The following is a 15380-nucleotide window of genomic DNA, read 5'->3' on the forward strand; positions in this document are numbered from 1 at the left end:
AAAAAGGTGATAAAAGGCTCACATCCTCTTATCACCCTCACCTTTTCCTTCTTTACTCTTGTGCTGTTTCCTTTGCTTCTTCAGACGCTTGCTCTGATTCTGGAGCTTCATTCATTTCTTCGCCTTGTTTCACTTCTAAAATAGCATCTGCCATTTTGGAAGTCAAAAGTTTCACGGCACGAATCGCATCATCATTAGCAGGGATCACATAATCAATTTCATCTGGATCACAGTTTGTGTCCACAATTCCGATAATCGGAATATTTAATTTATGAGCTTCAGCAATAGCAATTCGCTCTTTACGTGGGTCAATTACAAACAACGCATCTGGAAGTTTATCCATTTCTTTAATTCCACCAAGGAACTTCACTAAGCGATCTTTTTCTTTTAGAAGATCAACAACTTCTTTCTTTGGTAGCACTTCAAAAGTTCCATCTTCTTCCATGCGCTCAATGTCTTTCAAACGATTAATGCGTTTACGAATGGTTTGAAAATTAGTAAGTGTTCCACCTAACCAACGTTGGTTAACATAGTACATACCTGAACGAATGGCTTCGTCACGTACAGATTCTTGAGCTTGTTTTTTCGTACCAACGAACAAAACGGTTCCTCCGTCAGCAACAAGTTGTTTGACATAATTATACGCTTCATCAACCTTTTTCACCGTTTTTTGTAGATCGATGATGTAAATACCGTTACGTTCTGTAAAGATGTATTTTTTCATCTTTGGGTTCCAGCGACGAGTTTGGTGACCAAAATGTACACCAGCTTCGAGTAGCTGTTTCATTGAAATAGCTGACATTATAAATTCCTCCTAATTGGTTTTTTCCTCCGTAATAGATCCTTTTTGTAAATAGACCAATTATTTTGGCACCTTATTTACAAATCCCTACACGTGTGTAATCGACATACTAGCACTTTTTAGTGCACAACATAATCTTCACACCACAAGATAATATATCATAAGAAGGAAGAGGATTCAAGTATTTTTATCGTACATAAGAAAATGCTCTTTTATGATGTCCAAAAAGCAGTATTTTTTCACTCTTTACAGACTAGCGCGGTACAGGTATGAGCTTACTCTACAAAGTAGGAATGCTTCATATAATAAAATGGTCAGTGAGTTTATTCTTTTTTTGCAGGATAAGAAAATGACAACATGTTTGTGCAAGTCATGCTCCCAGATATGGAAGGTTTCATGAGTATTGCAGGATTATTTTCCCAACAGTGGGGTGCTTATTTGAAGTGCCCCTCCACATTAAAATTCAATAGGATGCCATATTCGATAAATAAAATAGTTTTAAGGTATATCTATAAATTCGCGTGTTGAAAGCTATTTCGATGAATCAAGCTTTGCATTCTGTTGAAACTTAATTGTTAATGCTACTTCTGTTTTTCCACAATTTAATTGTCGAGCGATTTGTGAAGCTGTGTACCCTTGACTATGTAATTGTAATATTTTCGCTTGTAGTGAAGTTGTTATCTCATCTTGTTGTTCATTATTGTATGAATCGTCTTGTTCCTCTTTTTCGACTAGTTGTATTTGGTTCGTTTCCACATTTTCTCGTTTGTTTAATGTAACCAATTGCTGTTGTAAACGTATGTTCTCCTTTTTTATTTCATCAATATATTCTGCTAACAAAGCGTCAATTTCAGAAGTATCCAATTGTTGATTTGCATTCATTCGTTTATACAATTGAAAAATAACCGTGAAGGAAACCATATGTAATAAAAAACTGACCAATATTAATATAGATGTCACCAATTGCTCACCTCCATTCTATCCGTTCACATCAATTTCTGTTCCCAAATAAGGATGTTCATTTATGCTGACCTGTTGTTCCTTTTTATTTGCCTTCCGTTCTTTCATAGATGTTGTGTGTTGATCGCCCTTTACTGAGTCTGATTGATGTGTGCGATGTACCTGTTTCCTTTTTCGCTGTGCTTCCATTAATTGCTGCTGCGAAAGAGAAGTTTGATAAAGTTGACTTTGGTGAAGAAGTTGTTGTTGCATTTTACTTGCATCTAGAGAACGAGGAATCGCTACTTGCAATTCAATGGATTTCCATCCCATGTTATATCACTCCAGGTCATATATACATATATCCCTATAGAAGCCCCATTTGTAGCTTCAACTTTTAGTAACCAACCATGTATCCTTTTGAATTCGTTACATTTCTAGGTAACTGCTGAGAGTCAGGTTAAAGGAGAAGTAACAATTTCATTGTCTACTAGCTGCACTTTAACACCTTGATAATTCCCATTACTAATGCGGTAATATTTTCCGAATGCTACAACGACATTTGCGTGTAGATAGTTGCGGACTACCAATGTCGCATCTTCCTCGTCTCCGAGATTTGTTGCCAATTGATTTAATAAGCGGTTTACCTCCGCTAAACGTTCTTTTGTTTTTTGTAACGAGTGCTTATATCGAAGGAGCGTAATTTTTAGTTTAGAATCATTTTCTATCTGTTGTCCATTTAATTTTTTTTCTAGTAGAGCTAGCTTAGAAAGCGTGACCTCCAGTTTTTGCTTTTCGTCCAATAAATCCCTTTTTTCCTTCTCCGTTTTTTGATCTAGCCCAAACATAACTTCTGTTTTCACACCTACGCGATTTCCTACATCTTTTGCTTCTATCCTCTTTCCAACTGATAATATACCACCAATAATATTTCCTCTATGACAGATAACACGCTCACGTACTTTGCACTGGCTATGAAAAATAGAATTTTCTACAAATAAGTCCTTCCCAGCAATAATGTTGCCTTGGTTCACATAACCAACATGTATATTTTCATCTGCTTGAATCGTTCCTGCCCCTTGCCCTGCGACGCCTTCTGCTACATAGATCGAACCACCAGCAAGCACTGTAGCTGCTTCCACCATCCCAAATATTTTGACATCTCCTTTTGCTGTAACTGTATAACCAGCAGGGACATCACCACGAATAATGATAGTGCCGATAAAATCTATATTGCCCGTTTTCATAGATAATGTTTGATTTACTTCATATACTGGTTGGACTTGAATATACTTTCCGCGCCAGCTCAACTGCCCATCTATAGTAGCATAAAAACATTGATCAGCTTCCCGATAAACAACGTTCTTGCCTGCTTTTACAACAACTTTTTTGCCAGGATATGATGGAATAGTCGCTCCGCTTACGTCAAAACCCGCTTCACCATCTGTAGGTGCAATAAGGGTTGCGATTTTTTCCCCTTTTTTCACCGATGGTATTTGCATAATGTCTCGAAAATCCTGCTTTTTTTCCCAAGCATTATCAGGATTAAAGTCAGAGATATATTGCAATTGACCATCTTTGCCATGGACTGGTTTTTTTCCTTTAGCAATTGTAATTGGATAAGTAACTTTTGATGTATCGTTGACGATTGAAAAGATCGTTTCTTCCAAAATTCCATTGGTAACGTTATTTTTTTGTAGAAATGCTATCACATCTGATTTCGTCATTTGTAGTGTTGTAAAATCTTCTTCCTGTTCGCTTACGTCTATTTCTGCTAACATTTTATCCTGGGAGACGTTAACTTTAAATATATTTTCTAATAATTTCATTCCCGCACCCTCCCTAATAAATAATTTTTGATTTTTAAAAAAGGTGATACACATCCGTCACTTTCTTTTTTGTATCTCATCTTTGTTAGTGTATGCGCAAGTCGGATTCCATTTTATTTTATAAAGAAAAAGTAGTTAAAAAGGTATGCTTCATGCAAACAAACTAAGATATAGCTTGCAGTTTCTTTAAGATCGTGTTCAGCTTGGTAATCGATTTTTTATGAATTTGTGATATGCGAGACGTCGTCAGCCCTAACACTTCTCCTATTTCAGTTAATGTTAATTCCTCTTGATAAAATAAGCTGATTACTAATTGCTCATTCTCATTTAATTTTTTCATACTAGCTTTTAATTCTTCTTTTAGTTCATTTTGTACAACTTGATTTTCTGGAGCGACTGATTTAGTATCTGGAATGGAATAACCTATTCCTTCTTTAAGCTTTAGCTTCGGATCAGTAGGCTTTTCTTCAATGGAAAGAATATTAGCAAATAAAGAATCGTACATCGCCGTTTCCACTTCTTTAACCGTCATACCAGTATGCTTTGCAATTTCTTCCACACTTGGTATTCTTTGATATTGCTGTTCTAATTGATTTGTTACGTGCTCAATCTTTTTTGTTTTTTCTCGTAAAGAACGGGGAAGCCAATCTTCTTTTCGAAGCCCATCAATAATCGCTCCTTTAATACGAAACGAAGCGTACGTATCGAATTTTAGTTGACGAGTGCGGTCAAACTTTTTTAATGCATCGTAAAGACCCATTAGTCCAAAACTTTTCACATCATCTTTCATTACATTATTTGGCAAATGGCTGGCGATTCTCTCCACATGAAAGTTAACCAAATACATATAATTTTCGATTAGTTCATTTGCTGCTTCCATGCAATGGTTATTAAGCCAATCATCCCAAAGCTTCTGCTCATGCGGAGATGAAGTTGCTTTCATCTTTATCACTCCTTCTTACCATAGCTTCATCCGTCCTGTTACTATGCGATAATAAACGGACACTCCTATTGTCTTAAATTAAAAGTCCATCCATTAAGATAGCTTTTTGCTTTTTAGTAACTTTTATTGAAAAAAGTTACACTCTCTTTACATATAAGCTCAAGTTTCTTAAAATAAGAAGTTCTTTATTTCGACAAGACGATTCTATTTTCGTTAAGTAGTATCATTTCTATAGATTATTCAGTCCATTATTGTAAACGGCCCTACATTTAAATAAATGTTTCACCTTTATTTACCGTTCGCACTTTCAAAAGACTTGTCTGTAGATCAAATTCTATCGTCCGTCCAGCGTTACCACCTGTATCAGATGCAAGAACAGGTATGGAAAGTTGCTTCAGTTTCTCCAAAACAGATTCTACATTTCGTGGGCCAATTCGCATCATATCGGATCCCGACGAGAATTGAAACATTTGTGCCCCTCCAGCTACTTTAGCTTTTAATAGGTTACTTCTTGCCCCAAGACTAGATAATTGCTCCACCAAAAGTGGTATTGCTGTATCGGCATATTTATAGTGATTAAAATTGTTTTGTCTAGCTAATTTCGAATCTGGTAATAGAACGTGTGCTAGCCCAGCTACTTTTTTTCTTTCATCATAGATAACAACACCTACACAGGAACCTAGCCCCGATGTTCGAATCGTATTAGGAGCTTTGGTTACCTTCAAATCTGCTATTCCAACTTTTACAACATGAGAGGAAGACATTAGCTTAGACATCGTTCGTAACTCCTAATGCTTTAAACAGTTTGGAAAATGAATCAGGGTCAGGAATAAATAAAAAATTTCCTTTAATTTGGCTTACTTGATAAGATGAACTGATTTTTGCATCAATAATTAAGGCGTAGTCTGCTACTTGCGACACTTCTAGTAGTCCCACGGTCAATATTGCGCCAGCCATATCAATACTTAAATAAGGTACAGAAGGATGCATCGTAATATTGGTAAAGTCACCTAAAGCTGATAAATAAGCACCTGTTACGATGTTACCTGCTTCTTGAATGACGGAAATGGCTAGCTCATCATTAACATCTAAACGTAATGCATCATTATTCGTAATTTCCTTAATTAAAGCTTCTGCCTCTTCTATAGAAAAGATGAAATATACAGTGCCAGGGGCATCTCCTTGAATGCGAAACAACAAGGCAACAACAACAGACTCCGGACCGCCAATTCGTTCCATCATCTCGTCAAAACTAACAATGTTTACAGTAGGCACATCCATGTCTATTTTTCGATTTACTAATTTAGACATGGATGTTGCAGCATTTCCAGCACCAATATTTCCTATTTCCCGTAGCGCATCTTTTTGCATTTGCGTTAACTTTGTTAGGTCCATAAGCCTGGCCTTACCCTTCCACTGACTTTAATTCTTCTATCTCTTCTTCTGTTAATACTTTTTGCATATTTAATAGAATAAGTAGGCGGTTTTCGAGCTTTGCTACTCCTTCAATATATTTCGTATCAACGGTTCCTATCACTTCAGGAGTAGGCTCTATTTCAGATTCTGGGATATCAATAACATCATTAGCAGCGTCTACCACTAAGCCAACTTCCATATTTTCCAAAATAACAATAATAATACGATTTGAATCGCTGTAAGGTGTTTCTTCCATCCCAAAACGTAAGCGTAGGTCAATAACCGGAGTTACAACTCCTCTTAAATTAATGACCCCTTTTACAAAATCAGCTGTTTGAGGAACTCTGGTAATTGGCATTAACCTTTCAATTGAGCTTACCTGCTGTACAGAAACCGCATATTCTTCCTCACCAAGTTGAAATACAATGACCTTTCTATTTCCAGACATATTGTTTTCCATCTACTATCCCTCCATTTTTATTTTACTAGCGCATTACTATCAATAATCAAGGCTACTTCTCCATCACCGAGGATGGTAGCCCCAGAAATAGCGAATGTGTTGGTTAAATAATTGCCTAGCGATTTTAAGACGACTTCCTGTTGACCAATAAATGAATCTACGACAAGTCCTACCATTTTATTACCTTTCTTGACAATGACAATGGATAAGTATGAATCTTTATCTGCTTCTATCATTTGCTGCACGTTAAATATGTCATTTAAAAATGCTAATGGCACCACTTTGCCACGAAAATCAATTACTTTTGTATGATGTGCATGCATGACATCATCTTTATGGACAATTGCTGTCTCTATAATCGATGACAGCGGGATGGCATATTTTTCTTTCTGTAGCTCAATTAAAAGTACGGAAATAATGGATAATGTAAGTGGCAATTGAATAGAAAAGACTGTTCCTTGCCCCTCTTTAGAATCGATCGCTATTTTTCCACCTAAAGATTCAATTGTATTTTTTACAACATCTAAACCAACACCTCGGCCAGAAATATCTGATACTTGATCAGCAGTTGAAAAACCACTGGACATAATTAATTCAAATACTTGCTGATCCGATAAAAGTTCCGCTTGTGATTCAGATAAAACTCCTTTTGAAATTGCTTTCTTTATCACTTTATCCTTGTGAATGCCTGCACCATCGTCCACGATTTCGATAAACACATGGTTACCACTATGGTAGGCCTCAAGCTTTAATGTGCCATACTCAGGCTTCCCTTTATTTATTCTTTCTTCTTTTGATTCAATACCGTGATCAATTGCATTACGAATAAGATGAACTAATGGGTCACCAATTTCATCAATTACCGTTCGATCTAATTCTGTATCAGCGCCAATAACTTCCACTTCAACTTGTTTATTTAACTCCCGAGCAACCTGTCGTATCATCCGCGGAAACCGATTAAACACTTGTTCAATTGGCACCATACGCATCGTCAAAATGATGGACTGAAGATCATTCGAAACACGCGACATATGTTCAACTGTATCTTGCAAATCTTTATTATCTAATTCTGCAGCTAATTGCTCTAATCTCCCACGGTCAACAACTAATTCTTCAAATAAATTCATTAGTACGTCTAAACGATCAATATTTACGCGAATGGTTTTATTTGCTATTCCATTCGCATGTCGTTGTTTGCCTTGTTGTCCATCTTTAGGTTGCGGCTGTTCTTCAGATTTTTCTAACGTTTGCTCCGTTTCCTGAATCTGATCTACGTTAAAAGGAACAATGTGAACTGATTCAATTTCCGACACCTTTTCAATATTCGTTTGTATTATTTCTTTTTTATATTCAGAGATAAATAATACTGTAAACGTCTGATCAAATTGTTCTTCTTCCAATTCCGTTACAGACGGCTCAGATTTAATGATTTCACCAAGCTTTTCCAAAACTTCAAATATCATAAAGACACGAGCGCCTTTTAATAAACAATTTTGGTTTAGGGTAATAATAATTTCATAGTTTGTATATCCACGCTCTTTTGACTCTTGTAGAATAGTAAGCGCAAACTCGTCTACATTTTTCATTTGTGTGCCATTTGTTTTGGCTTGCTTTAAGGTATTTAGTGGTACACTATCTTGAGGCAATACGTCTCCTTGCTCTAAACTTTTCAATTGCTCAACAATATCCGTTACGTCTTTGCTCCCACTACCACCGGAAGCAACATCCTCTACCATTTCATGTAAATAATCAACTGCAGAAAACAAAATATCAATCATTTCTGATTGAACGTTTAGCCGTCCTTCTTTGATGCCATCAAAAACGTTTTCTAACTTATGCGTAAGATTAGCTAAATCTTGGTACCCCATCGTCGCTGACATGCCTTTTAGTGTATGGGCTGCTCGGAAAATTTCTTCAATGATTGCCTTTTCTTGCGGGTTTTTCTCTAGCGCTAGTAACTGGTTATACAAAACTTCCAAATGTTCGTTGCTCTCATCTATAAAGACAGTTAAATATCCAGAAGTATCCAACTCTATCCCTCCAACTAAATTAATTGAGTTATTAACCTACTTACTGCATGCAATGGTGCTTGCTTATTAACCAAATTGGTAGCCATTGCCGCTTTTGGCATTCCATATACAATTGCAGTTTCCTCTGATTCTGCAATAATGTATGTGTGTTTATCATGTTTTTTTAAGCTTTTAATTCCATTTGCCCCGTCATTTCCCATCCCTGTTAAAATCACTGCCATCTTGTTAACTTCTTTAAGTGGCGCGAGGGATGTAAAAAGCATATCTACAGATGGCCTATGGCCACGTAAAGGTTCTTCATCTGTTAAATCGATAAAAACGGAAGAACCCATCTGTTTAACTTTCATATGCCATCCACCTGGCGCGATATATACAACACCCCGTCGTAATCTCTCACCATGTGCCGCTTCCTTCACCGCTATGTCAGATTTAGAATTCAGTCGCTCAGCTAGCGATTTTGTAAATCCGGCTGGCATATGCTGAACAATTAACACAGCAGCTGCCAAATCCTTTGGTAATTGTTCAATAATATGCTGAAGTGCTCTAGGACCACCTGTTGAAGCCCCAATGACTACGATTGTTTGCTTGTAAGGCGCTAACTCATTTACAGGATTTTCGATTATATTTTGCCTAATCCTCTCTTCTTGCTGACTTGGCAATTTAACCGAGGCAGCAGTTATCACTTTACGTATGATTTCTTGTTTCATAGTCTCAATATCAATCGAAATAGCACCAGAAGGCTTAGCAATAAAATCTACCGCTCCGCTTGAAATAGCTTGAATGGTTTTAATCGTTGCATCCTCTGTCACACTGGACAACATAACAACAGGTATTGGATTTGTTTGCATAATGTTCTTCAAAGTCGTTATTCCGTCCATTACTGGCATTTGTACGTCTAGCGTAATAACATCAGGTGAAAATTGGTTTATTTTATGTAGTCCATCTTCGCCATTTCGAGCTGTAGCAACAACCTCTATCGCTGGATCACTCGATAGCATATCTGTAAGAATTTTACGCATAAAAGCTGAATCATCGATGACAAGGACTCGAATTATATTCATAATCGATTACCTCTCCGTCCATAATCGTTTTAATTTTTGTAAGAAACTAGAACTCTTTCCTTTTTCCGCTTTATATTCATCTACTTCATTCAAGTAAGTTCGTACTAATTTCTTGGTTGCTTTACTAATTGCTGACTTTTCTTGAAAAATAATAAACGGTGTTTGGTGAATAACAGCGGCTCTGACAGTTTGATCTTCAGGTAAAGAGCCTAATATATGAATATTTATTTGTAAGAATTGTTGTATGACCTTTTGAAAACGAACAAGCATATTATGGCCTTGCATATTGGATTGCGCACGATTCATAATGGCTCGAATAGGCAACATATTGTTGTGACTTGCGATATGCTTAATCATGCTATACCCATCTGTTATAGCCGTGGGTTCAGGAGTAGTCACAAGAAGGCATTCTTCTGCAGCTAAAATGAATGATAAGCTGTCATTGGTGATTCCTGCCCCCATATCAAAAAATATATAATCATAATGCATAAGCAAAGATTGATATTGCTGAAAGAAAAACTCCTTCGTCTTCGTATCCATCGCATAAATATCTGAAAACCCTGATCCTGCAGCAATATAATGTAAGTTTTCTGGACCTTGTTCAATAATGGACTGAATAGGAAGTCTACGCTGAAACATATCAACAATTGTTCTTTCAATCTGTCTACCAAGCAAGATATCAATGTTTCCCATACCTATATCCATATCCATGATTAGAATCTTTTTTCCATGTCGCAGTAAGCTTAAAGCAAAATTTAAAGTGATATTAGACTTTCCTACTCCTCCCTTACCACTAATAACCGCAATTGTTTTCGCTTGTTTACTCTCTCGCATCGTTTCCAATCTGTTTCTAAGTCCTGTTGCTTGATCAATTTTCATAAGCAAGCTCCATTATGCTAGATGACAAAAACTCAGGTGTTGGGTGTACTAAGTCATCAGGAACATCTTGCCCATTTGTTATATAACCGACGCCAATTGATTTTTTAAAGATTATATTTAACATGCCACCAACTTGTCTTGTTTCATCTAATTTTGTAAAAATCACTTGAGAAATAGGTAAGGGCTCAAATTGATCATAAATGTTCAATAAGTCTTGAGATTTAGCTGTTAACGATAAAACTAAAAACATAGTAGCCTCTTTATTTATCAATACATCCTCTTGAAGTTGTTTAATATAAGCATCTTCTCGAAAATTTCTTCCTGCTGTATCGATAAATATAATGTCATATGTTGATAATTTGTGAATGGCTTTTACCATATCATCGTTCGAATAAACAACTTCAATAGGAACGGATAAAATATCAGCATATGTTTTTAATTGTTCAACAGCTGCAATTCGATACGTATCTGCCGTTATAAAGGCAACATTTTTCCCATCTTTTAATTTGCTTTCAGCTGCCAGTTTAGCAATTGTAGTAGTTTTTCCCACTCCCGTCGGTCCAACAAAATAGACAAGCTTTTGATTATAGGTTAAACCTTGAAATGGAACTGCTTGCAGTCGTTCCATTATTTCCTCTTCCACCTTTTTTACTATTTCTTGATAGGTGGGCTGTGACTTAGCGCTATATTTTTCCATTACTGATTCTATTAAACTTTTAGCAAGTGGTTGGTTTACTTCTTGCTCTAATAAATAATGATAAGCAGATTGATAATCAAAAGGATAAGTCAATGTATGAATAGCGGATTGGTGCAATAACTTTTTAACTTGCCTTAGTTCCTGTAGTTCAGGAGAAACAATATTTGTATTTGTATTATCCTTTCTTTCTTTTATCCTCATTTCTTGCTTCTGTGATACCTGTTTTTTAGGCGCTATTGGCTGTGGGTCTTTAACAGCTACCACTTCTATTTGTGGTTTTTTAAACAAGCCTAAAAATTTGCGCTTATTCACTTGCCTCGATTGAAGGATAACAGCTTCTGCTCCCAGTTCTTTTCGTATTTGTTTCATGGCCTCAGGCATTGATCCTGCCGTATATTTTTTTACTTTCACGCTATATTCACCACCCCAACACTTTGTACTTGTACGTCTGGCTCTAACTCGTTATAAGATAAGACAGCAACTTGTGGTAAAAAACGATCCAATAATTGTTTTACATACATCCTTACAGCCGGTGAGCATAGTAATATCGCTGTTTCTTCTTGAAGTGTTAACTTTTCCACTTCTTCTTTCATATGCTCTAGTAATTGTTGCTGCATTTCAGGATCCATTGATAAGAAGCTTCCATGCTCCGTTTGTTGAATGCTTTTGGCGATTGCCTGTTCTGCTCTAGCTGAGAGTGTCACAACTTTCAATGAACGATCTTTATCTGTATATTGCTTTGTAATCTGGCTGGATAGTGCTTGACGAACGTACTCCGTTAGCAAATCCGTATCGTTGGTTAATTTTCCAAAATCTGCTAATGTTTCAAATATGATTGGCAAATTACGAATAGATACCTTTTCCCTCAATAATTTAGCTAGCACTTTTTGTATATCCCCCACAGATAGTGGCTCGGGAGTGACTTCTTCAACTAATGTAGGGTAACTTTCTTTGAGATGATCAACTAATTGTTTTGTTTCTTCTCTGCCTAGCAGCATATGTGCATGACGTTTAATTACTTCTGTTAAATGAGTGGATACAACAGAAGGGGGATCCACTACTGTATATCCAGAAAGTTCTGCTTCATCTTTCCATTCCTCACTAACCCATTTTGCTGGTAATCCGAAAGCTGGTTCTGTCGTTTCCACACCTTCAATATCATCTTCATCCATATCTGGTGCCATTGCCAAGTAATGATCGAGTAATAACTCTCCAGAGGCAACCTCTTCACCTTTTATTTTTAAACGGTACTCATTAGGCTGTAGCTGTATGTTGTCACGAATGCGAACAACTGGAATAACAATACCGAGTTCAACTGCCAGTTGCCTACGAATCATAACAATCCGATCTAGTAAATCCCCCCCCTGATTCGTATCAGCTATAGGAATAAGCGAATAGCCAAACTCAAATTCTATTGGATCCATATTAATTAATTGCACAACATTTTCAGGAGCTTTCATTACGTCACTCTCTGTTTCATCAACCTCTTCATCGCTAGGTTCTATGATATCTTCAGTTTGTTTAAGTAATAGATAACCACTTAATGCTAATAATGCCGCCAAAATTGTCGTCAAGAAAAAATTTATCGGTGTGAAACCAAGTAAAAACACAGTACCACTCGCAATAAATAATAGCTTTGGATATTGCAATAATTGACCGGATACATCTGTACCCAAATTTCCATTCCCTGCTGTTCTGGTTACAACAATTCCAGTAGCTGTAGAAATAAGCAAAGCTGGAATTTGGCTGACTAACCCATCTCCTACTGTTAAGCGCATAAATGTATTAATCGCTTCTTGAAAAGACAGATCCATTTGTACCATGCCAATAATTAAACCAAAAATAATATTGATTAAAACGATAATAATACCTGCAATGGCATCACCTTTAACAAATTTACTTGCACCATCCATGGAGCCGTGAAAATCCGCTTCTTTTTCAATTTTTTCTCGCCGCTCTTTTGCCTGTTGTTCTGAAATTAAGCCAGCATTTAAATCAGCATCTATACTCATCTGTTTTCCAGGCATCGCATCTAATGTAAAGCGCGCAGCTACTTCCGATACACGTTCAGACCCTTTCGTAATAACGAGAAATTGAATGATAACTAAAATGACAAAGACGACAAATCCAACTAACGGATTCCCCCCAATAACAAATGATCCGAATGTGGCTACAACACCACCTGCATCCGCTTCGGATAATATGGATCTAGTTGTTGAAACGTTTAATCCAAGACGAAATAGCGTCAATAGTAATAACAGAGTTGGAAACACGGAAAATTGCAACGCTTCCTGCGTATTCATAGATACTAAAATAACAATTAACGCTAGGGAGATATTACAAAGTATCAAAATACTTAACAACCATCCTGGTAGTGGTACAATGAGCATAATAATGATTAAAATAACGCCTAAAAGAACAGATAGATCTCTTGCTTTCATGGGGGACTCTCCTTATTGCTTAAACTTTTCTCTCTAATTTATATACGTACGCCAATATTTCTGCAACCGCCTGAAAAAACGATTCTGGTATAACGTCGCCGATATCTACAACACGATATAATGAACGAGCAAGCGGCTTATTTTCAACAGTCATCACGCTATTTTCCTTAGCTACCTGTTTAATTCTTAGCGCTACCTCATCCACACCCTTAGCCAATATGTACGGGGCAGCAGCTTTTCCTTCATCGTATTTAATCGCAATGGCTACATGCGTTGGATTTGTAATAATGACATCTGCATTTGGAACTTCACTCATCATTCTTCTTGTAGCCATTTGCCTTTGACGCTCTTTTATTTTTGATTTAATAAGTGGGTCGCCTTCCACGTTTTTAAATTCATCTTTTACATCTTGTTTTGACATTTTCATATTTTTTTCATAATCATAGCGTTGATATGCATAATCGAATACAGCTAAAAACACGAGAACAATAACAGCGATAATTCCCATAACGATCGTGACTTGCCCAAAGAATCCAAGTGCTGTATCCGCATTTTTAAACGCCATCATCATCATTTCATCTTTATAAATCCAAATCACAGTAAAAGTTACTGTACCAATACTAACAATTTTTAATAGTGATTTAAGTAATTCCACAATCGCTCGTAAAGAAAAAATTCGCTTTGCCCCTTGAATAGGGTCAATCTTTTTTAAATCAAACTTCAGTGGCTCTGTTGTAAATAGAAAGCCAATTTGCAAAAAATTTGCAGCCAGTGCGCCGATAATTACAATGATCATAATCGGCGCTAACATCTTTGCTACTTCCAGTGTAGCTCCATTGAAAACTTGTGCCACAGTAGTTTCCGTTACTTGCCAATGAATAAACTCCGTAAATGTATGCTCATATAAAGATGTCATTTGATTTTTCATGGAACTTCCAAAGACATAAAGAACGATGAGCGCAAATAACAGCAATATAGCTGTATTAACATCTTGACTCTTAGCAACTTTTCCTTTTTTTCTTTCATCTTGACGTTTTTTCGGGGTAGCTTTTTCCGTCTTTTCACCAGCAAAATATTGTAAGTCCAGCTTTAATGACAACTTATCCACCCCCGAATAAATGTAGCAAACTGCGTATCGTAGCAAATAAAATTTCAAAAAGATCTTTTGCTAACACGACATATAAACTCATAAAAACTAATAATACGATAAAACTAACTAGTATTTTTAATGGTAAGCCAACAACAAACACATTTAATTGCGGAACGGTTCGAGCAATAATTCCTAACGCTACATCTACTAGGAAAAGACAGCCTACGATTGGAATCGCAATTTGAAAAGCAATGAGAAACATAGCGTTAAAACTTTCGATAACATAGTGAACAATGGATTCATTTTGAAATGGGACATATTGTTCTAATGGGATAAATTGATAGCTATTTACCATTCCATCTATTAAGATATGGTGTCCATTTACCGATAGTAGAAATAGTAAAGCAAAAATATAAAAATATTGACCAGTTAGCGGGCTTTGTGCTCCCGTTTGTGGATCAATAACATTGGCAATGGCAAACCCCATTTGAAAATCAATAAAACCACCAGCAATTTGCACTGCTGACAAAATGATATATGCGATCAAACCTATAAACAAACCAACTACAGCTTCCTTTAAGAGAAGTAAAAAATAATGGCCATCTATTGCTATCGCAGGAGCATCAACCGCGTAAAACATTAAGAAGGCAAGAAAAAAGCTTAATCCTAATTTAAACGGTCTTGGAATTGTTCGATAAGAAAATAATGGCATCGTAGCAAAAAACGCCACTACACGTACTAAAATTAGTAAAAATACAGGTAAACGATTTATATCAATAACATCTAACATTTT

Annotated in this window: 15 protein-coding genes; all 15 read right to left on the reverse strand. The window is 36.4% G+C overall.

Annotation, left to right across the window (positions count from 1 at the left end; all coding sequences use genetic code 11):
- Nucleotides 1-52: 52 nt before the first annotated feature.
- On the reverse strand, nt 53-802 hold the full coding sequence (gene rpsB / locus BUB45_RS02825) for a 30S ribosomal protein S2 (RefSeq protein WP_073005026.1): 750 nt from the start codon (nt 800-802) through the stop codon (nt 53-55).
- A 531-nt stretch (nt 803-1333) separates the two neighbouring features.
- Nucleotides 1334-1762: a DUF6115 domain-containing protein gene (locus BUB45_RS02830; protein ID WP_244527653.1), complete on the reverse strand. Its 429-nt coding sequence runs from the start codon at nt 1760-1762 to the stop codon at nt 1334-1336.
- A gap of 18 nt (nt 1763-1780) precedes the next feature.
- The gene (locus BUB45_RS02835) at nt 1781-2074 is read right to left on the reverse strand and encodes a hypothetical protein (protein ID WP_073005030.1); all 294 of its coding nucleotides are present in this window, start codon (nt 2072-2074) and stop codon (nt 1781-1783) included.
- A gap of 122 nt (nt 2075-2196) precedes the next feature.
- Nucleotides 2197-3570: a flagellar assembly protein A gene (locus BUB45_RS02840; RefSeq protein WP_073005032.1), complete on the reverse strand. Its 1374-nt coding sequence runs from the start codon at nt 3568-3570 to the stop codon at nt 2197-2199.
- A 163-nt stretch (nt 3571-3733) separates the two neighbouring features.
- The gene (locus tag BUB45_RS02845) at nt 3734-4513 is read right to left on the reverse strand and encodes a FliA/WhiG family RNA polymerase sigma factor (RefSeq protein ID WP_073005034.1); all 780 of its coding nucleotides are present in this window, start codon (nt 4511-4513) and stop codon (nt 3734-3736) included.
- A 269-nt stretch (nt 4514-4782) separates the two neighbouring features.
- Nucleotides 4783-5289 (reverse strand): chemotaxis protein CheD, encoded by a 507-nt coding sequence (locus BUB45_RS02850; protein ID WP_084723518.1) that lies wholly within the window; start codon nt 5287-5289, stop codon nt 4783-4785.
- Nucleotides 5282-5908 carry a chemotaxis protein CheC gene (locus tag BUB45_RS02855; RefSeq protein WP_073005036.1) on the reverse strand — a complete coding sequence of 209 codons (627 nt, stop codon included), beginning with the start codon at nt 5906-5908 and terminating at the stop codon, nt 5282-5284. Before BUB45_RS02855 ends, BUB45_RS02850 begins: the two co-directional genes overlap by 8 nt.
- Nucleotides 5909-5918: 10 nt before the next feature.
- Nucleotides 5919-6389 (reverse strand): chemotaxis protein CheW, encoded by a 471-nt coding sequence (locus BUB45_RS02860; protein ID WP_073005038.1) that lies wholly within the window; start codon nt 6387-6389, stop codon nt 5919-5921.
- Nucleotides 6390-6406: 17 nt separating this feature from the next.
- Nucleotides 6407-8419, reverse strand: a complete 2013-nt coding sequence (locus tag BUB45_RS02865) for a chemotaxis protein CheA (protein ID WP_073005039.1) — start codon at nt 8417-8419, stop codon at nt 6407-6409.
- Between the two features lie 14 nt (nt 8420-8433).
- Nucleotides 8434-9480 carry a protein-glutamate methylesterase/protein-glutamine glutaminase gene (locus tag BUB45_RS02870; RefSeq protein ID WP_073005041.1) on the reverse strand — a complete coding sequence of 349 codons (1047 nt, stop codon included), beginning with the start codon at nt 9478-9480 and terminating at the stop codon, nt 8434-8436.
- Between the two features lie 6 nt (nt 9481-9486).
- Nucleotides 9487-10359 (reverse strand): MinD/ParA family protein, encoded by an 873-nt coding sequence (locus BUB45_RS02875; RefSeq protein WP_073005043.1) that lies wholly within the window; start codon nt 10357-10359, stop codon nt 9487-9489.
- Nucleotides 10349-11467 (reverse strand): flagellar biosynthesis GTPase FlhF, encoded by a 1119-nt coding sequence (gene flhF / locus BUB45_RS02880; protein WP_073005045.1) that lies wholly within the window; start codon nt 11465-11467, stop codon nt 10349-10351. The genes BUB45_RS02875 and flhF overlap by 11 nt, the downstream gene beginning before the upstream one ends.
- A complete protein-coding gene (gene flhA / locus BUB45_RS02885; protein ID WP_073005047.1) occupies nt 11464-13497 on the reverse strand; it encodes a flagellar biosynthesis protein FlhA in 2034 nt (677 codons plus the stop codon). Before flhA ends, flhF begins: the two co-directional genes overlap by 4 nt.
- A gap of 19 nt (nt 13498-13516) precedes the next feature.
- Nucleotides 13517-14596 (reverse strand): flagellar biosynthesis protein FlhB, encoded by a 1080-nt coding sequence (gene flhB / locus BUB45_RS02890; RefSeq protein WP_073005057.1) that lies wholly within the window; start codon nt 14594-14596, stop codon nt 13517-13519.
- 1 nt (nt 14597) lies between these two features.
- A complete protein-coding gene (gene fliR / locus BUB45_RS02895; protein WP_073005059.1) occupies nt 14598-15377 on the reverse strand; it encodes a flagellar biosynthetic protein FliR in 780 nt (259 codons plus the stop codon).
- Nucleotides 15378-15380: the final 3 nt, after the last annotated feature.

The sequence above is a fragment of the Virgibacillus chiguensis genome (assembly GCF_900129865.1).
Lineage (GTDB): Bacteria > Bacillota > Bacilli > Bacillales > Amphibacillaceae > Virgibacillus > Virgibacillus chiguensis.